This window comes from Mycobacterium neumannii (assembly GCF_002245615.1).
Lineage (GTDB): Bacteria > Actinomycetota > Actinomycetes > Mycobacteriales > Mycobacteriaceae > Mycobacterium > Mycobacterium neumannii_A.
The window spans coordinates 1-18916 of the sequence record NZ_NKCO01000037.1 but is presented as its reverse complement, the minus strand read 5'-3'; the positions used below and the strand labels follow the sequence as shown (position 1 = coordinate 18916).

At 63.2% G+C, this 18916-nt stretch carries 15 protein-coding genes and 1 pseudogene; 8 read left to right on the top strand and 8 right to left on the bottom strand.

The annotated features are described in order from the left end of the window. Positions 1-1110: DUF7159 family protein (locus CEX88_RS25200; protein WP_202931645.1), on the bottom strand; the 1110-nt coding region annotated here is incomplete at its 3' end. 224 nt (positions 1111-1334) lie between these two features. Between CEX88_RS25200 and CEX88_RS25195 the strand changes: the two genes are divergently transcribed. The 5 genes from CEX88_RS25195 to CEX88_RS25175 are packed head-to-tail and all read left to right on the top strand — an operon-like array spanning position 1335 to position 6110. Next, on the top strand, positions 1335-2162 hold the full coding sequence (locus tag CEX88_RS25195) for a glycoside hydrolase family 26 protein (RefSeq protein WP_238382197.1): 828 nt from the start codon (positions 1335-1337) through the stop codon (positions 2160-2162). A gap of 8 nt (positions 2163-2170) precedes the next feature. Next, positions 2171-3397 carry a PP2C family protein-serine/threonine phosphatase gene (locus CEX88_RS25190; protein WP_420799248.1) on the top strand — a complete coding sequence of 409 codons (1227 nt, stop codon included), beginning with the start codon at positions 2171-2173 and terminating at the stop codon, positions 3395-3397. Further along, positions 3394-5364: a glycosyltransferase gene (locus tag CEX88_RS25185; protein WP_066847671.1), complete on the top strand. Its 1971-nt coding sequence runs from the start codon at positions 3394-3396 to the stop codon at positions 5362-5364. The genes CEX88_RS25190 and CEX88_RS25185 overlap by 4 nt, the downstream gene beginning before the upstream one ends. Next, complete coding sequence (locus tag CEX88_RS25180) at positions 5361-5693, top strand: STAS domain-containing protein (RefSeq protein ID WP_066847668.1); 333 nt, start codon at positions 5361-5363, stop codon at positions 5691-5693. Before CEX88_RS25185 ends, CEX88_RS25180 begins: the two co-directional genes overlap by 4 nt. 9 nt (positions 5694-5702) lie before the next feature. After that, the gene (locus tag CEX88_RS25175) at positions 5703-6110 is read left to right on the top strand and encodes an ATP-binding protein (RefSeq protein WP_066847664.1); all 408 of its coding nucleotides are present in this window, start codon (positions 5703-5705) and stop codon (positions 6108-6110) included. Positions 6111-6116: 6 nt separating this feature from the next. On the opposite strand, the gene CEX88_RS25170 is transcribed toward CEX88_RS25175, so the two are convergent. Continuing rightward, on the bottom strand, positions 6117-6887 hold the full coding sequence (locus tag CEX88_RS25170) for an SDR family NAD(P)-dependent oxidoreductase (protein ID WP_066847661.1): 771 nt from the start codon (positions 6885-6887) through the stop codon (positions 6117-6119). An 88-nt stretch (positions 6888-6975) separates the two neighbouring features. Between CEX88_RS25170 and CEX88_RS25165 the strand changes: the two genes are divergently transcribed. Beyond that, entirely contained in the window at positions 6976-7644 is a 669-nt protein-coding gene (locus tag CEX88_RS25165; protein WP_197696835.1) for a VldE C-terminal domain-containing protein, read from the top strand. A 297-nt stretch (positions 7645-7941) separates the two neighbouring features. Beyond that, complete coding sequence (locus tag CEX88_RS26460; protein WP_099459219.1) at positions 7942-10521, top strand: PE-PPE domain-containing protein; 2580 nt, start codon at positions 7942-7944, stop codon at positions 10519-10521. Between the two features lie 497 nt (positions 10522-11018). On the opposite strand, the gene CEX88_RS25155 is transcribed toward CEX88_RS26460, so the two are convergent. From CEX88_RS25155 to CEX88_RS25145, 4 genes are all read right to left on the bottom strand, one after another. Then, entirely contained in the window at positions 11019-12059 is a 1041-nt protein-coding gene (locus CEX88_RS25155; RefSeq protein ID WP_202931644.1) for a class I SAM-dependent methyltransferase, read from the bottom strand. 788 nt (positions 12060-12847) lie between these two features. Then, the gene (locus tag CEX88_RS26200; RefSeq protein WP_156656456.1) at positions 12848-13015 is read right to left on the bottom strand and encodes a DUF5989 family protein; all 168 of its coding nucleotides are present in this window, start codon (positions 13013-13015) and stop codon (positions 12848-12850) included. Then, positions 13015-14841: a carbamoyltransferase family protein gene (locus CEX88_RS25150; protein ID WP_202931643.1), complete on the bottom strand. Its 1827-nt coding sequence runs from the start codon at positions 14839-14841 to the stop codon at positions 13015-13017. Before CEX88_RS25150 ends, CEX88_RS26200 begins: the two co-directional genes overlap by 1 nt. Positions 14842-14896: 55 nt before the next feature. Then, entirely contained in the window at positions 14897-16555 is a 1659-nt protein-coding gene (locus CEX88_RS25145; RefSeq protein ID WP_126315907.1) for a hypothetical protein, read from the bottom strand. A 41-nt stretch (positions 16556-16596) separates the two neighbouring features. Here CEX88_RS25145 and CEX88_RS25140 point away from each other — a divergent pair. Then, positions 16597-16812, top strand: a pseudogene (locus tag CEX88_RS25140) (helix-turn-helix domain-containing protein); the annotation flags it as partial. Position 16813: 1 nt separating this feature from the next. Here CEX88_RS25140 and CEX88_RS25135 read toward each other — a convergent pair. Together CEX88_RS25135 and CEX88_RS25130 are read right to left on the bottom strand one after the other, a co-directional pair. Beyond that, entirely contained in the window at positions 16814-17233 is a 420-nt protein-coding gene (locus CEX88_RS25135) for a hypothetical protein (RefSeq protein ID WP_066847634.1), read from the bottom strand. Positions 17234-17344: 111 nt separating this feature from the next. After that, on the bottom strand, positions 17345-18604 hold the full coding sequence (locus CEX88_RS25130; protein WP_094295565.1) for an ICP22 family protein: 1260 nt from the start codon (positions 18602-18604) through the stop codon (positions 17345-17347). Positions 18605-18916: the final 312 nt, after the last annotated feature.

Here is an 18916-nt window from a genome sequence, read left to right as displayed (position 1 = left end):
CACGTAGTGAGGCCTGGTCGCGTGGGCTCGGGGATGTGTATAGGGGGCGTAAGCCGGGGGAGCGCCGGCGGGGGCCGGTGGTGTGTAGGCCGGTTCGGGCGCGGTGTACGCCGGCGCGGGTGGTACGTAGGCCGGTGGTTCGTAGACCGGTTCGGCCGGGGGAGCGGCAGGCGGCGGCGGAGGGGCGGCCATCGCGATGGTCTGTGCGACGACCGGCTTCGCTTCGGCGGGCGTCGTGACCTTCTTGCTGTGGATCTCGTTCTCGACGGGCCGCCGCGCCTCGTCCGCGACGGCCACGGGTTCCTCGTCGGTGGCCGGCGGGTCCTGGCGCGTGGACGAGCTGTCGCCCGTCAGAGTCAGGCCGACTGCTGTCGAGGTCGACACCACGAACGTCACCACGGCGGCGACGAGAACCGATGCCAGCGCCCCGACCCGCGACGGTGCTTTGGTCGCCGGGGCGTCCAGCCTGTTCACCGCCCGCGCCGACGCCAGCGCCGCTCCGCGTGCCAACGCCAGGTCGGCTTCGGCGGCGGAGAACACCGGGGAATCCGTCACGTCGCCGAGCGTCGAGGTGATCAGCTCGACATCACGGGCCGACCCGACCACGAAAATGGCCTGCGGCCGCCATTCGTTGAGCTCGAGCATGGCGATCACGCTGCTGGGCAGCTCGACGACGTCTGCGCCGTCAAGGGGTCGCGCGATGCGGTCGACGGTCACGCCGTCGCGGTCGACCATCGCGACCACCGCGGCGTCGGGTTCCACGATGCACACCGCGACGTCGTCGTAGTCGGCGATCTCTGCGATGCCCGCCGCCAGCACCTCGCCCGCTTCCAGTTCGGAGACCGCGATCGCGTTGCCGTAACCGCGGACGGCAAGTGCGTCCAGCACATCGGACGCCACGGTTTCGGCCTCGTTGGTCCAGGTGACGCCGATGGCGTGGATCGGGCTGGCGACATCGGCGAGCGCGACGTTGAGCAGATCGTCGGGATCGACCTCCGCGTCGAAGTCGAACGATCCGCGGTCGACGGTGGCTCCTTCGCCGGTGGTGCCTTCGACGAGCACCCACCGAACCGTGCTGGACGTCATCAACAGGCCGAGCACGAGGTCCATATCGTGTCCCCGTTCTTGCGGTGAATCAGGTCCTGAGATTACTCCCCCTCGCAGGAGGCGATACCCAGTAAGCCCAGCAACCCACAGCCGCCGCATGACCGCCTATCCGCAGATTGCCCGATGGCGAGGATCGGAGTTTGCGACGATAGCGCGCGGGGGAACATCTGAGTGACCTCATAGGACGTAGGGGGAACACCGTGGATGCGCTGGCCGTACGCTTCGGCGTGAGTACGCCGGGCGGATTCACGGCGGGCCGAGAATTGCAGGCCGTCGCCGATGCGGTCGGGCATCGCCCCGAGATGGTGATGGCATTCGAGGATTTCTTTGCTCCGCCGCCGATACCGGCAATGGCGGTGGTGACCTACGGTGGCGCCGAACCCATCGTCTCCTGGGAGCCGTGGTGCTGGACGGGCGATCGGTCGCCCGCTCTCATGGAATCCCTGCGCGCTGGCGCCCTCGATGACCACATTTACCGCTGGGCCGACGAGATCGGCGAATGGGGCCGACACGCCTTCATTCGGTTCGCGCATGAGTTCAACGGCAATTGGTACCCCTGGACACCGCCAGGCGGCACGACGCCCTCGGCATACGTCAGCGCGTGGCGGCATGTACACGACATCTTCACCGAGAAGGACGTCTCCAACGTCGACTGGATATGGGCGCCCACGGTCGGCGGCGCCGGAATACTGGCCGACTGGTACCCCGGCCACGAGTACGTCGACGTGTTGGGTGTCGACGGATACAACTGGGGAACCTGCCTGCCCTCGTCGAACTGGGTTTCGCCCGAGCAACTTTTCGGAGCCGTCCTCGACGAGCTGCGATCGATCGCGACGGACAAGCCGATCCTGATCGCGGAGGTCGGGTGCGCCGAATCCGGCGGCAGCAAAGCCGAATGGATAGCGTCTTTCGTCGAGTTCCTCCAGCAGCAGCGCGATGTAGTCGGATTCGTCTGGTTCGACCACGTCAAGGAGACCGACTGGCGGATCGAGAGCACGCTGGAGGCGGCGGCCGCGATGGCCGAGGCGATGCGCGATACGCGGTTGGTGTCATGATCTCAGGCGTGGCCAATGACCGCTTCGCCCTCCCGGCCGAAGTCGAAGAGCGGCGGCTTCACTCGCTTGAGCAACTGAACATCCTCGACAGCCCGGCCGAAGAGCGGTTCGATCGCATCATCCGCATGGCGCAGCTGATCTTCGAGGTGCCACGGGCGTACATCAACTTCATCGACCGTGACCGCCAATGGTGCAAGCAGGCGGTGGGCGAGGGCCTGGAGATCACTGGGCCCCGGGAGACATCGGTGTGTCGCGCAACGATCGCCCGGACCTATGACAAACCCGCCGAGCCGGCCCTGATCGTCGACGATCTGAAGGTCGAGCCGGAATTCGCCGCGCTTCCGGCGATAGCGGCCGAAGGGGGCATCCGTTTCTACGCCGGTTATCCGCTCTTCGGTCCGGGCGGCCACGCGGTCGGGACCTTTTGTATCTACGACCTGAAGCCGCGATCGCTCGACGACCGGCAGCGCGAGATCTTCCGTCAGCTCGCGGTATGGGCACAGCGTGAACTCGAACGGTCCGACGACCTGGAGCGAGCGGCCGCCATACAGCGTCTGCTGCTGCCGCCGGCGATTGACGAACTTCCCGGTTACTCCGTCTGCGCGATGTGTTCGCCCGCGTTCACGGTCGGCGGCGACTTCTACGATTTCTACCCCGTGCAGGGTGGCGCGGTGTTCACCGTTGCCGATGTGATGGGTAAGGGGCTCGGGGCGGCCTTGCTGACCGCCAGCGTGCGGTCGGCATTGCGTGGAGCGTCGCGCGCGGTCGACCAGGTGGCCTACGACGCCGACTTGTCGGCGGCAGTCAACTCGGTGGCCAGTCAGTTGACCGAAGACTTCGGCCGCACAGAAACTTTCGTGACTATTTTCCATGCCCGGTTGGACACGATGTCCGGCCGAGTGCAGTACGTGGACGTCGGCCACGGAATTGCCGCTGTGTTGAGACGAACGGGTGTCGTCGAACGCCTGCCTACAGGTGGGCTTCCGATGGGCGTTGTCCCCGACGACATCTGGGAAGCGCAGGAGACACTGTTGGAGCCGGGCGACATGCTCGTGATCGCCTCGGACGGGTCGCTGGACCTGCTCGGTCGCAGTGCCGTAGAGCAGGACATCCTAAATTTCGTTGCCGAGCACGCCAAACCCGGTGAGCTCTGTGCCGCAGTCAGCGCTTTGACAACCAGGAAGCCGCCACTCGACGACGTGACATTGATAGCTGTGCACCGAGACATTCCGTGACGCACAAGCTTCCGTCCGAGAGGACCGCGCCGTCGCCGTGGCTGCGGCTGTTGATCGTGGTCACTGCCGCGCTAGGCGTCAACTACGTCGTCTGGCGGTGGTTGGCTTCGACGAACTGGTCGGCGTGGTGGATCGCGGTTCCTTTGGTGCTGGCCGAGACCTACAGCCTCATCGACTCCCTGCTGTTCGGTATGACGATGTGGCGACTGCGTCGTCGCCCCCCGCCGCCACCGCCTCCTGAGGGCGCGACGGTCGACGTGTTCATCACCACGTACAACGAACCTATCGACATGGTGATCGCGACAGCGGAAGCCGCACAGCGCATTCGGTATCCACATCGGACCTACATTCTCGACGACGGTGAACGCAACGAGCTAGCGGAGGCCGCCGCCGAGCGCGGGATCGGATATCTGGTCCGGTCGTCGCATTGGTTGGACAAACCGCGTCACGCCAAGGCGGGGAACCTCAACAACGCGTTGCTGGAAACCGACGGCGAGTTCATCTTGATCCTCGACGCGGATCAGGTGCCGAAACCGGAGATCCTCGACCTCACGTTGGGGTACTTCCGTGACGAGAAGATGGCCTTGGTCCAGACGCCGCAATACTTCATCAACGTCCCGTTCTCCGACCCGCTGGGCAGCCAGGCGCCGTTGTTTTACGGTCCCATTCAGCAAGGTAAGGACGGTTGGAACGCCGCGTATTTCTGCGGTTCCAACGCCGTGCTGCGGCGCGACGCGCTGATGCAACTCGGCGTGACCGGCTACGTGCGCGCGGTGGAGGACGGCATCAAGCGCGCGCTGTATACCTCGCGCAAGATCCTGAAGCAGGCGAAGCGCAGGACCAGCAGAGATCAACAGAGCGTGCTTGCCGCCTTGAAGAGTGTCGAGGACGCCGTCCACGAGGCCCGTGCCTCGCTCAAGACCAAGCAGCCGCTGGCCGACATCACCTACGTGTTTCAGCAACGTGTCGACGCAGCGGCGAAGAGCCTGGTAGTCGCCGATGTCAGCGCCATGCGTGCTGACCTCGATGCCATCGCCGCGTTGAGCGGCCACGGCGAAAACCTCGACACCGCAGTTATCTTCGATGACGAGGCTCTGGAGTCGCTCGCCGGCAGGGAGTGGTCGCCGCTGGGGGCGCTTGAGTCGATTCGCACCATGATCCGCACCGTGGACGTCGGCAGGGACGATGAAGCCCAGCCGATGCTGCCGATGGCCACGATCTCGGTGACGGAAGACATGGCCACCTGCATGCGCATGCACGCACTCGGGTGGAAGTCTGCCTATCACCACGAGATTCTGGCGGAGGGTTTGGCGCCCGATGATGTGCGCACCATGCTCACTCAGCGGCTGCGTTGGGCACAGGGCACAATCCAGGTGATGCTCAAGGAGAACCCACTATTCGTGAAGGGCCTGAGCGTCGGGCAGCGGCTCATGTACTTCGCGACGATGTGGAGTTACCTTGCCGGCTTCGCGGCTCTGGCCTACATTGCTGCTCCCGCAATCTTTTTGATCTTCAATATCATGCCGGTGCAGGCTTACAGTTGGGACTTCTTCGGACGGTTGATTCCGTTCCTGATCCTCAACCAGCTTCTTTTCATCGTCGTCAGCAGGGGCACACCGACATGGCGAGGCCAGCAGTACAGCCTTGCGCTGTTCCCGGTCTGGATCAAGGCGTGTATCACGGCATTTCGCAACGTCTACTTCGACCGGCCCCTCGGCTTCGCGGTCACACCCAAAACCCGACAGGGTGCCGGCTCGATCCCTTGGGGATTGGTGAAGTGGCAGCTCGCCGCCATGGCGCTGCTGGTGGTCGCGTCCGTGATCGGGATCGTCCAGCTGTATTTCGGCGCAATCTCGGTGCTGGGCGTCGGAGTGAATCTATTCTGGGTGCTCTTCGACCTAATCATCCTGAGCGTGGTGTTCCAGGCAGTGCGGTATCGCGGCCATGAAGCGGAAGGCGAGAAGTGACCGGATCCAGTAGGCGTACGACAGCTTCCGGGGCAGTGGTGGTGAAGCCCGAGGGGCGACTGAACATGGTGGCGGCGCCGGCGCTGCGCAAGGAACTACACGGCCTTGTCGAGGCCGGCAGCACCCGGTTGGTCGTCGACCTGTCGGCAACGGAGTTCATTGACTCGTCGGGGCTCGGGGTTCTGATATCCGGGCTCAAGCTCGCGAGGCAGGCGGGAGGGGATCTGCGTATCGCGGCTCCCACCACGCAGGTGGAGACCGTGTTGTCGCTGACGAACCTGGACAGGGTGCTGCGCGCACATTCCACAGCCGACGCCGCGTTCGACTAGAAGCGACCGATGATGCAGAATCCCGCCGCCGTCGTCGAAATGGCTACTGGTCCGGAAACCCTTGCAGCCCTGCAGGAAACGTTGGACGAAGTGTGGCAGACGCATGACGTACCCGACGGGACCCGGATGTCGATGGATCTGGCGGTCGGAGAGATCGGCGCCAATATTATCGAGCACGCACGGGGCGGCCAGTCGGTGCGGTTGCGGATGGAGGTCGCGGTCTCACCCACCGAAGTGATCGCGACCTTCATCGACGACGGCGGACCGTCGCCGGTGGACCTCAGCCAGGTGGAGTTACCCGACGAACTCGCCGAAAGCGGCCGGGGTCTTGCCATCACCCTGAGGGTGCTCGACGAGCTTTCCTATCGGCGCGAGGAGACCGGTAACCGTTGGACGTTGGTGTCGCGTCTGCACTGACCGGGGTCAGGGCCGCAACGTCACACCGCCGTCCACGCTGATCGTCTGCGCGGTGATGAAGCTGCCGTCGTCGGAGAGCAGTAGCGCGGCCAATGCGGCGACGTCGTTCGGCGTCCCGAACCGGGACTTGATCATCTGCCGTGCGCGGGCCTGTTCGACGACGCCGTCAGGCATCGGTTGCTGGTCGAATTTGTAGTGCCAGATCAACCCGGGCGCGATCGCATTGCATCGGATGCCCTTGGGTCCGTATCGACGCGCGATATGTCGCATCAGCGCCAATTCGGCCGCCTTGCTCATGGCGTACGACACTCGGGTGCCCGCGCCGTTGTAGGCGTCGATGGAAGCGGTGAAGACGATCGAACCGCCGCCGCTGTCGACCATCGCGGGGATGGCGTGCTTGGCGCAGATGACGAACCCGCGGGTGTTGACGCGCATCACCTCGTCGAACGCTTCGAGCGGAAGCTCGACGACCCCGCCGGGCAGATAGGCATCCGCGGCGTTGGTGAAGTTCACATGCAGGCCATCGAGGCGACCGAAGGTGTCGACAGCCAATGCGACCGCCGCGCTGACGGACTGCTCATCGGAGCCGTCGAGATGCGTGCCGCGGATCCGCTCTCCCGCCGGGTTGATCTCGTCGGTGACGCGTTTTACCAGCTCAGCGTCGATATCGCCGAGCACCAGACGGGCTCCCTCGTCGGTGAACCTGCGCGCCAGCCCGTTTCCGATGCCGCCGAGGCCCGCGACGATGATGACCTTGTCTTCGAGCAGTCCCGTCACGCTTGGAGATGATCCACCCTGGTCGAGCGCGGGCCCAGCGGATCGTCCCGGATTGCGGCAAATGTAACGGTTTGATATACAACCCTGCGTGGGTCGGCACTCCGTAGCCAAGAAGCGGCGCACGTCACCGATGGGCGTGGCCGCAGTGCTCGGCCCGGCCGCCGTCTTCTTCGCGGTCGGGGGAGACGTCCACCTTCAAGCTCGTCCGGCACCGGAAAGCAAGCCCGTCGTCGAAGAGGTTGCCGACAGTCAACCGTGCTGTTTGGAGATCGTTGCGGCCCCGCCGATAGCACCCGCGGCGGCCATCGGTCATGTCAGCCCCGGCATTGCGGCCGACGCCATGGTTGCGGCGGCGCGCTACCGCACCGTCGATCGATCTCTGCCGGTCGGCATCGCGCCTGAGGGCGGCCTGCAGGTGAAGACGATCCTGGCGTCGCGGGCCATCAGCGAGGCTTTCCCCGAGATCAGCAATATCGGTGGCGTGCGACCCGATTCGCTGAGGTGGCATCCCAACGGCTTGGCGCTCGACGTGATGATTCCCAATCCCGGCAGCGCCGAGGGGATCGCCCTGGGCGACGAGATCGTCTCCTACGTCCTGCGCAACGCGAAGCGTTTCGGCTTGCAGGATGCGATCTGGCGCGGTGTGTACTACACGCCAGATGGCGCACAGCGGGGCGGCTACGGCCATTACGACCATGTGCACATCACGACCCGCGGGGGCGGTTACCCGACCGGGGACGAAACCTACCTGCGCTGAGGTTGTCGCGGCGCGTGATGCGACGCAGCGGATTACCGGTGCTGTGACCAATCTGACAGTTTGCTGAGAATCGCCAGCTGGGCGGCTGCGGATTTTCGTCAGCAAACATATTGAGACGCCGTTCCCTGACCTTGCTCCGGCTTAAAGCGGACGCCGCTCGGTTAATATTTCCAGCGGCAAGTAAGCACACTTATATTCAGGGGTGGGATACGCATGCGCACTTGGAACGTAAAACCGGAGGGGGCTCGGGCTCGGAGGCGCCGGCTCAACCGTGGGAACGGCAAAAAGCTGGCCTTGATGGGCGCCATCGCGACGACGTCGGTGGCGATGATCTTGACACCCTCGTTGGCTAACGCAGCATCGTCGCAGACCTACTTCGTCGGTGTTCCGGATTGGTTGCCGATTGGCGAGGGGTCCAAGCTGCCCAATGATCCGGTCGCGATCAACAACGCCATTGTCGCGGCCAAAGACCGCAATCCGCTGGTGGCCTGGGGCCTAGGGCCCGTGCAGCTGAAGCCGGTGTGGGTGAACTGGTACACGCCGGTCAACCCGTTGGATCCGACCGATCCGGGCCAGGAGCAGTACTACACGCCGGGCGAATGGGGCCAGACCGGCTCACACACGGTATCGGTCAACGAGCCCAACCCGCTGTATGACGAGGCGTACACCCTCGCCTACGACGGTGGCTACGAGGTCGCTCGCGCCGCGTACATCGCCAAGGCATCGGAGGATGCTTCCACCGCGGCGTACAACACCACGTACGCGCAGGTCTACACGCGCAAGTACAACGAGTACGTCCAGAAGTACTGCAAGGTCATCTGCAATCCGAAGAACCCTTCCGGACCGATCAAGTCGGCTGCGGACGCATTCGCCAAGAGTGAGGCAGCGCTCGAGGCCGGCAAGGCCGCCGTCGCGGCTGCCCAGGCCGCGGCCAAGAACCCCACCGTCGCGGCCGCCGCCGCCGCTGCGGGGCACAGCGCCGGCTTGGCCGCCGCGCTGGCCGCCGTGACCAACATCCCCCAGACCATCGAATTCACCACGGAGGTACCGGAATTCGGTTGGAAGGACGACGGCTACTGGACCACGACCACCTCGGGTCAATGGGTTGCCTCGCATGAGGACGTCGCGGCCCTACCAACGGTCGGACAGCTTGCCTATCTGGCGCACGCGATCGAGAACGGCGACCTCAGTGCCCTTGCGCCGGTGCTGAACTGGACCGCCTACCTGACCAACGTCAACCTCATCGCCTACGGCGACGGGGCGATCGCGGCGGGGCAGGCGTATCAAGCATTCATCGACAGCGCCAACGGCAACACCCACGAGGGTTACAACCCGTTCGCCGTCGGCGATCCGGAAACCGGACCGCGCAAAATCCGGCTCACCTTCGGTGACGGCAAGGTCACAGTGACACGGACCGACACCACGAACAATCCGCTCGAGATTCCGCTGCCTGGTGACCTCGAATTCCCGGATGCGTCACCGGTGGGCTGGGAGACGGTGCAGGAGGGCGGCGTCGTCGACGTGACCCTGCTGTCGCTGCTGCTCGTGCGGAACCCCGGTCGGGTGAACGGCGGTCTCTACTCGCGCTTCGCGCCGATATACGAAGAGCTCACCGGGGTCAACCCGGTGACCCCCGACCGCCAGGACGTGCTGCCGGACGGCTTTGACCCCGACCTGATCACCAAGCTGCTCACGGGAAATGCCGGCGACATCACCTTCGACGAGCTCGGCAACCTGCAGACCGTGATCGACTCGGTCGACGGCGAACCGATCATCGTGACGGTCAAGGCCGACGTTGGTTGGCAATACGACCTGCTCTCAGACGCCCCCGCGACCGCCAACCCCATCGCATGGGCCAACTCGGTTGCATCGGCCGTGCTGTTGACCAACCTGTTGACCGGAGTCGACTTCGGAAACCTCGGCGCGGGTGGATATGTCGGCCCTGACGGCACGATCTACTACACGCTGCCGGTCGACGAGCTGCCACTGCTGGCGCTGCCTCGACTGGCCTCGGCCGCCATCGGCCTGGCCACCGGGGAAGACGTCAACACACCGCTGGCGGATGCGCTCGAACCGGTTCTCAAGATGCTGGTCAACATCGGATACACCGACGTCGTGCGAAATGCAGACGGCACGTACGCCCGTTCGCTCGACAAGTTCGGTGAGCCGACGTTGTTCGGTACGCCGGCACTCACATCCGCCCAGATGGCGATGTTGCCAGGTGATTTCGCTCGCCTGCTGGGCGCAGGTGTGGGCGACGAGCTGACCGATGTGTTGACGCGCGCGGTGACGCGGTTCGTCGAGCAGACGAAGATCGGACTGACAACCGAGCAGCGTGCTCAGCTCAATACGATGCTGGCAGCGCCCGGGTCGATCCTGAAGACCGTCAGTTCTCGAGCCGGAGAGCAGATTTCGAGCGTGGCCTCAGAGGTTGAGCGTCAGACACCCGACTTGCCGACACCGAGCCAGTCCGAACTCGGCCAACTGCAGCGACAGGTCGGCCGACAGGTGGCCGACGTTCGCGACGGGGTCGGCGATGCGGTCGAGGCAGTGCAGTCGGCCGCGGGAAACCTCAACCGCGTCGGCGCCGGCTCCGATGAGAGCGACAGCACCGGTCAAAGCGCCAGTAGCAAGACCGACTCCGTCGGCGGCGCCAAAAAGGTGACCCCGGAAAGCCGCTACCGCGGCACCAAGAAGGACAACGGGGACGGCGGCGCCAACAAGGTGACGCCCGGAACCGTCGCCAGGGTGCCGGGATCGAGTGCTGCGAACGCCGACAAGAACGCCGACTCGGGCGTCGCCAAGGCGGGCGACGAGAACGGCAGCAACACCAACGAGAGCGGCGATAACAAGAGTGACGGCGGCGGCGACGAATAGGACGAATAGATCGTCTGCCCTCAGACAGCCCCGGTGCCGTATGGCCCGGGGCTGTTTGTCGTCGCGTCAGTGATGCCCGCCGTCGGGCTGTTGGCTGTCGACCGGCGCCGGAGGGGCATCGGGTGCGGCAGGGGCGGTGGGCGCCGGCACGCACGTCGGAGTGCCATCGACAATGGATTCACTTCCGATGCATGCCGGTTCGGCGCCCGACTGCGCAGGCGCACCGCCTAGCGCGGTGACAACGGGAACCGCGGCGAGCGCGCATCCGAGAACCACCGTACCGGCGCATCGGCTAACAATTTTCGAGAGTTCGGACATCGGACACCTCCTTCGACAGTCTCGGCAGGAAAGCTCGGCTAATTCCAGCCGCTCACTGCCAGGCTGAGGCGAGACTATCGCCAATGTGCCGATGAATTGCTGAAATTGACGCGCAGCATTCATGCCGTCATCGAAGCCGGCCACGTTGCGGTTCTTGATTCAGGACGTGGGTAGACGAACTACGGATTGGCCCCGAGTTCCACCGGCCTCCGCGCGATGACGATGAAGAATCCGCCCTCGCGGTGGCCTGTAAACATCATTCCCAGATTCACCAGCATGCGCTCGAACCTGTTGCCGAGCCGCTCCGGCTTGAAAAGCTGCTCGTCTTCGGCCAACTCGGCGAACGGCTCTGTCTTCGGAATCGCGTGCACGAAGTCGAAGCCGACGTTCTTGAGCCATCCGACTACCTCGCCGATGGTGTGTTTCGATTCGTGTGGGTTCTTGTACTGATCCATGAACCATGACCGGCGCTTCTGCGTGCTGACGCGCGCATCGACGGCGTGGCGATCGAGAAACATCATGCGATCGTTTGTGGCTTTGAAGGCGAAGCGACGGATGTCTGTGGCCAGCCGCCCAAACTTGTGATAGAGCCCGATCATGATGTAGCCGCCTGGCCGCACCAGCCGCGAGATCGACTCGAAGCCGAGCTGTGGATCGCTCGTATGGTGCAACACCCCGTTTGAGATCACCAAGTCGAACGTGCCCGGTTTGAACGCCGGCCTGAACAGATTCATTTGCAGAAAGTGGGCGCGCTTGAGATTGTTCTGTTGTTTGAAGGCTGTGGCCATCTTAAGCGAGTTCAGGCAGAGGTCCGTCCCGATCACTGTCCGGTTACGGATGGCGAGAAAGTTAGTGAGCTGTCCGGTGCCGCAGCCGCATTCGATCACGCGCGCGCCAGTCGGGACCTGCTCGTCGAGCAGCTTGGCGAACACCGCCTTTCGCGCCTTGTCGATCAAGCTGCCGACGCTGTCGAAGTCGTCGTAGTTCGGGAAGGGGTTCGCCTCGTAGAACGCCTTGATCTTCTGGGTGACGTCCTGCTTCGAGTCGCTCCACTCGTTCGGGATGAAAAGCGATGCGATGTCGTCTTGTGCGGGATGCCACTGCTGACACTGCGCACATCTGAAGCCATCACCATGGAGCGTTAGGGTGGCGCCACAGTGCGGGCAGCACAACAACTCGGAATGTTCACTAAAGAGATCGTTGAGCCCGGAATAGGTCACGCCGAAGTCTAACTGCGGCGGAAAGATTGGGGAGCAGTGTTGTACAAGGTCGGATGAGCCGTTTCGTGAAATGGGTTCTAAGGCAATTTGTAGAGCATTTGCTGACTGTAAGCTTCGCTCTGCCAATGTGATTAGCCTTAGCCGCGCAGTCGTGTGTTTATATCTGACCAACTTCCGCGGACGGCGCCCATACATCTTGATGTCCGATCGGGACATCCGAGTCCGCTTGACTGACCATCACATCCGCCGGTCGATCGACAAGTCCAGCCCATCGTGTTCACCGCTGTGTCGATAGGCGCTCGGCTGCGCACTGAACCTCCTGGGCTCAAGACTGCGTGAGCCCCACAAGTGAGCCGCCATCGATGTCCGAGGAGCATGTCGGCACGCGGCGTGGACGAGATAATCCTACGGAGTTCGGCGCCCTGTCGGTGTTTGCCCTTGTAATGACAGCAAGCGGTCGAAATGCGTTGATCCAGAAAATGATTGATCGAGGAGTCGGGCTTCACCCAGACGCCCAAGCATTTCCGTTTAAGTAGCTCAGGACCTGACCTTGAGCTCTTCCGCCAGCTTGTGTTTGTACTAACTGATGCGCTTCTATTTGCTGCGGAATCTGTTCCGAGAAATACGTCTCTGGGTAGCTAACGGCGGCCAAGACCGGATCGAAACTCCGGCACAGCTTGCGTTTCCCCGACTGTCCCGTTGAGGGAAGAGCTGCCAGCACCTGCGGCGCGGTCTGTGGTAGATAACGAGCGCCGGGAAGCCGCTGGATCTGCGCTACCGAACGGAGCTCAGAAAAGCGCGTACAGGGTGAAGGGAACGGTCACTTGGACGACGCCGAGCAACCCCGCGACGCCCAGCAGCAGTATGATCATTGGGATCACCCAATAGGCTCTGTTGACGACCGCGTACCTGCTGAACTCTGTCAGCATTTTCCAGGCATAGAAGGCGCGCCGCATCAGTCGAGTACTGTCGCGATGTGGAACAGTTCCCTGTCCTCACGGCCCGGCTGGAGTCGTTTGTCTAATACATGATCCTCGAGGATCAGATAGTCCATCTCGGTATTCATGAAACATCGGTAAGCGTCTTGTGGAGTACAGACAATCGGCTCTCCTCGGACGTTGAACGAAGTGTTGACGACTACGGGGCAACCCGTCAGATCCTCGAATGACGCTAGAACGTTGTGGTAGAACGGGTTCGTTTCTCGCGAGACCGTCTGAATGCGTGCGGAGTAGTCGACATGGGTGACCGCCGGGATAGACGACCGCACCTTGTTGACCTCACTCCAGATCTCGCCTGACCCATCCTTGCTGGGAGCGGTGCGTATCTCCTCCCGGACCGGACTCACCAAGAGCATGTATGGCGAAGGTGCGTCGAGGTCGAAGTAATCCTTCGCTCTCTCCTCGAGAACCGATGGCGCGAACGGGCGGAACGACTCTCGATACTTGATTTTCAAGTTCATGACCGACTGCATTTGGGGTGACCGAGCGTCACCAAGGATGGAACGATTCCCGAGGGCTCGAGGTCCGAACTCCATGCGGCCGGTGAACAGACCCACGACGTTGCCTTCTGCGACGAGCTCCGCGATTCGTCGGGCACGCTCGTCGGTGTCGGTGACCGTTTGGAAAGGGTAGCCGTGTGACGAGAGATATGCAGAAATGTCGTCCGCGGAGAATTGCGGTCCGAGGTACGCCCCCTGCATGCGGTCGCCTGCGACATGTCTTGGGTTACCGGCGATCTGGTACCACGTGTGCAAAGCCGCGCCTACGGAACCTCCGGCGTCCCCAGCCGCCGGCTGGATCCAGATGTCGGTGAAGGGCCCTTCGCGGAGCAGCCTCCCGTTCGCGACGCTGTTGAGAGCAACACCACCCGCCAAGCACAAGTTTTTCTCCTGAGTGATGGCTGCCGTCGTCGCGGCCATCCTCATCACGATCTCTTCTGTCACATCCTGGATTGAGCGGGCAATATCCATTTCCCTCCGAGTGATCTCGCTTTCTGGAGGACGCGGGGGCCCGCCGAACAGCTCGGCAAAACGGTCATTCGTCATAGTGAGGCCGCCCAGGAAGTCGAAGTACCTGAGATTGAGCTGGATCGAACCGTCTGCGTTGATGTCGACAAGGTTGTCCGTAATGACATCTACATACGCCGGCTCACCGTACGGCGCGAGGCCCATAAGTTTGTATTCGCCTGAGTTGACTCGGAAGCCGCAAAAATAGGTGAACGCGGAGTAGAGCAGTCCTACCGAGTGTGGGAACCGCATTTCGCGATGGATCTCCAGCTGATTGTCGACCCCACGGCCGATGCTCGCCGTCGCCCACTCGCCGACGCCGTCCATCGTGAGGACGGCGGCCGATTCGAATGGTGAGGGGTAGAAAGCGCTTGCCGCATGACTCTCGTGATGCTCGGTGAAGTACAAGTCCGAGGGCATCCGGTACCCGAGCGCTTTCAGGTTGCGTTCGATTTCATAGGTAATCCAGAGTTTCGTTCCCAACCACTGCGGAAGCGCGGTGGAGAAGGACCGAAAACCCCGTGGGGCAATGGCGGCGTACGTCTTGAGTAGACGAATGAACCGGGATATCGGCTTCTCGTAGAAGGCGATTGCATCGATTCCAGTGCGGTCGACGCCTCCTGCGGCGAGGCAATACTCGATCGAGTTTTTCGGGAAACCCGGGTCGTGCTTGAGACGTGTGAACCGTTCCTCCTGCGCGGCAGCGATGATCTGCCCATCTCGCACCAAAGCAGCAGCCGAGTCGTGGTAGAAGGCACTTATACCCAGGATGTTCATGATCGCACCGTGCCGGGGAGCAGGTTGACGATTTCACCGACAAGTTCGCGATTGCTCATGACTTCAGCCCCAGGTGTGGATAGATGATTCGTGCAACGAGTTCCGCGCCAAACTCATTGGTATGTGCGTTGTCCACGAACACGGGTTCTTCAACGCCGTCCAGTGCGTCGGCGAGATTGATGGCTGGAGGGGCCACGAGTTTGGACGCGTCGAGAAACGCCGCTCCAACTCCCCACTCGTCGGGGCTCGCGTAGCGTTCGGCATCGCCGCCCTCAGTGCTATAAGCAAGTGGCTGCCAGGCGAACACGGCCTTGAAACCGTAGCTCCTAGCCAGCTGTTCGATGACCTCGATCGCTCTTTCGTAAAGGTTCACAGCGTTGCGCGCCCGTTCGTGGGTCAGCTCTGGAGTGAATTCCGGAGAAGCCCTCTTAGAGTTAGACGTCAGGGCGATGCGCGTCAGGATGCTGTGTTGCGAGTAAAAAGCCATGAGAGAGTCTTTGAGGCCCGCCACCCCTCCACGCAGGCGAGCCCTTTCCACAGCCTGGCTTACGAAGTGCCCACCCGGGTACGTAGGTTCGGTCGTGAGTCCTTCTACCTGCTCGGCAACGTCGTTCGCGCCGTCATAAAAAACTGCCACGTCGGGGACCCGACCTTCGCTGAGCAGCTGTTGAAGGAGGGCGAGTTCTTGCCAGATTCCCCATGCGACCTGCCCGTAGTTGGTGATACGGACTGGAATACCGTCCTTTTCGGCGAATCGAGCCACTTGGGAAGGGATCGTGTACAAGTCGCGTTGACCGTAGCCCCACATTGTCGACCCGCCGAACATGTATACCGATGCGGCGTCCTCTCCGACCCCGTCAGCGGTATATGTCTTGCGAGCGCGGTCGACGATGTTGATGTACTTGCCCGTGTGGTCCTGATTCACCATGCCTAAGAGCGGCGTATACACGTTGTGCGTGTATACGTACTTGAACTCGTTGAACCAGTCGGCAGCCCACTCTTGATCATCTGCCATTGCCGCAGAGGAGATCTGTGCGGCAAAGATGTCGTCCCACGTGCCTTGCTTGCCTCCTACGCGGACGCCGCCATGGGCGGCCCAGTGCGGGAATGCAAGCCCGATGGCAAGATCGACGACAATTAACACCAGGGCGGCGCGAAATGTCATCACCGCAATGTGTCTCGCGGTGGCGGCCCGTCCCTTTGGCTTCCATCCGATCACCTCCGGTTCAACGCTGAACTGGCGGTGAGCCATCGCCGGATCGGATACACGCGGCTTGGTGATCCAGGTGCTTCCGGGACTGGCACCGGGTGAATTGAGAGGGTTGCGACCGACGAGGCGAAGAACGAGAGACACCGGGGTTATGACGACGAAGTAAACGATCGCCAACACAACCTTCGCGATAACTCGTGCCACGAACGCCGCCACCCTGGCGATGCCGCGGTCGATCGTCGCCCCTGCGGCCGGCCGAAAGACGGCAATCGCCGCGAGCGCGATCAACACCAGCACGAGCAGAGTGGCTCCGAGCCGTAGCCCGAGCAGCCACAGGACCGCGGCGAACAGCAAACCGACGGAGGTTCTCAGTGCGGAGGCCTTGAGGGCGGCAACGCTCCATGATCGCCGATCGTGTCCTGGGTCATCTGATTCACCCTCAGGCACCCACCAACCATGCTCACCACGGAGTGTGACGGCCTCGTTACGCTGTTCCTGGAGCATCTGTCCCCCTCTTCGACGATCCAGTCACAGAACGTGCCCTTCACCGGCGTATAAGGGTCACATTCGCGAGCACCCTAGCATCGCGCCGAGGCCGATATCTGCGATTTCACACCGACGACGCCGGCCGCACCGTCACCGATACGGCACACCTCGCAGGCTTCGGCAGCACGGAGACCCTTCGGCGAGCGTTCGTCGAACACCTCGGTGTATCACCGAAGGCTTACAGGGACAGGTTCCGCACCGCCATCCTGGGCTGAGTCAGCCGACCTTTCGCAGCTGGAACGGGCTTTGGGTCACGACGCCGCCCGCGCAGCCGTAATTGGAGTCCGAGGAGAGCACGCCACTGAGCGTTGTGGGATCGACCGACATCGACACCACGGCCGGTTCGTAGCTGCCGTCTTCACAGGTGAGACCGCCGGGCTTGGAGACGGTGAAGGTCCAGCGGCCGCCAGAGAACGTGGCGGGCGTCTGCCATCCCTGGTTACTGGCGACCGTGCCGGTACAACCGGCAGGACCGCAGCTGGTCGCGAAGGTCAACACCAGAATGGAGTCGCCGTCCACTTCGGTGTAGGACCCGTTGAGTAGCGGAGGATCGGCGGACGCCGTCCCTGCGAGTGCAACGCATGCGGTTGCCGGCAAGGCGACCGCGATTGCCAATGTGTGCAAGACCTTTGTCATAGTGACTCAGGAATTTACGGTTCTGTCAGGCCAATTCACGGTGACGGGACACGGCAATACCCGGTTGTGTCCGTGATGTCGCTGAATCGAGACCTTCGACGCGTTCGGCCGTTACGGCGCAGTCTTGCGCCGACGGCCTGACAGGAGGAAATACACCACCGCGCCGATCGCCAGCGCGCCGGCGACGGCCGCGCCGATGGACACCGGCTTCACCCAGGTGTCTTGGGTCGGCGCCGCAGTTTCGTTGCTGGTCAACTGAACCTGGTACCCGGGGAGGGGACCTTGTGACGGCGCGACCAGTCCCGGTAGTTGCTGCGTGCTGGTGATCTCGAACAAGCGCTCACCGCCTCCGGTCTTGGTCCAGCGCCCCCACGCGGGGGTCTCCTCGTCGAGAAGCACGCGATGACCACCGACCGACGGGTCATCGCCGAGATCGGCCAGCGTCTTGACCCGGAACGGTTTCGACTCTCCGTCCTTGTACTTGAGCTGTACGAGCACGTTCTTGAAGGTCGTCGGCGGCTTGGGTTTTGGCGGCGGCGGCTGACCGGGAGCCGGCTGATAGCCGCCACCGGAAAAGCTTCCAGTGGACACCGTGACCGGCTTGCCGGAGGGGTCGCGGTTCACCGCCGTGAAGCTGTACACGCCGGGATTGGGCACCGTGAGTACGGCGCGACCGCTCGGTGGGACGTCGACGACGCGGGTGGTGTTGTTGTACGGGTAGACGATCTGCAGCGGCGATTTGTACGGATTGGTGAAGACGGGCCGATACCAGCGGTCATAGCCGGTCCACCTCGAATTCCATTGCGTTACCGGGCTGCTCCACGTTGAGGTCGTGGTCGAGGTCGTGATCGTGGTGCTGGTGAACGACTCCAGCGATTCCGTGAGTTCGGTGACCTCCGTCTCCGACGCGGACTCCGACTCGACGTCCACCGCATCGGCGCCGTGAGCCTCGTCGAAGTCTCCCTGCGACACCTCGGCGATGTCGGGGTCGGCGGTGTCGGCATCGATTGCCGGGTCGGCGACGTTCGTGTCCGGGTCGCCCGGATCACCCGGTGCCTCGCCCGGTCCCGGTTCGTCGGGTGCTCCTCCCGGTCCCAGTTCGTCGGGTGCTTCGGCCGGCCCCGCCTCGTCGAGTGCCGGTGCGTCCGGCTCGGGAGCCTCGCCGACCGGCTCGCCCGGGTCCTCCGGGGCCGGTTCTTCGACGGGTTCGGCGTAGGAGCCGGAGTTATCGACGACCTCGGTCGAGTCGCCGTCCTCGTACGGATCGGCCAAAGCCGGCGATATGGCACCCAACCACATGGCCGTCGTGACCGCGACCGATGACATGGCGAGGGCGCCGCGCCGGTAGAGGACGCTTCGAGCTTCGTTCACGTGATCTCCCGTCGTGTGCCGCCTGGCGCGCGTATGGCACAGACTTGCGACCTTGGCAGATTCTTCGCGGCCATGGCGGCAAACACGCCGCGGATTCCAGCCATGCGCTCTGCTGGCGTTCCCGCTATGCGGTTCTTCGCTTCCTCAGCAGTGCTCGCGGCCGCCTCGGAGCCGACGAGGGTCGTGAGGCCCACGATCCGGGACGAATAAACCCGCCGGCCCTGGTGGGGCCGGCGGGTTGGGGGTGGGGTGGTCAGTGTGCGGTCTTGACCTGGGTCGAGATACAGCTCTCCGAGCCCACCAGACGAGGCA

Coding starts and splice junctions, on each gene's coding strand:
- CEX88_RS25175 (WP_066847664.1), top strand. CDS start 5,703: ATGATGCAGAATCCCGCCGCCGTCGTCGAAATGGCTACTGGTCCGGAA.
- CEX88_RS26460 (WP_099459219.1), top strand. CDS start 7,942: ATGGGCGCCATCGCGACGACGTCGGTGGCGATGATCTTGACACCCTCG.
- CEX88_RS26200 (WP_156656456.1), bottom strand. CDS start 13,015: ATGCGGCGCGCCTTCTATGCCTGGAAAATGCTGACAGAGTTCAGCAGG.
- CEX88_RS25150 (WP_202931643.1), bottom strand. CDS start 14,841: ATGAACATCCTGGGTATAAGTGCCTTCTACCACGACTCGGCTGCTGCT.
- CEX88_RS25145 (WP_126315907.1), bottom strand. CDS start 16,555: ATGCTCCAGGAACAGCGTAACGAGGCCGTCACACTCCGTGGTGAGCAT.
- CEX88_RS25135 (WP_066847634.1), bottom strand. CDS start 17,233: ATGACAAAGGTCTTGCACACATTGGCAATCGCGGTCGCCTTGCCGGCA.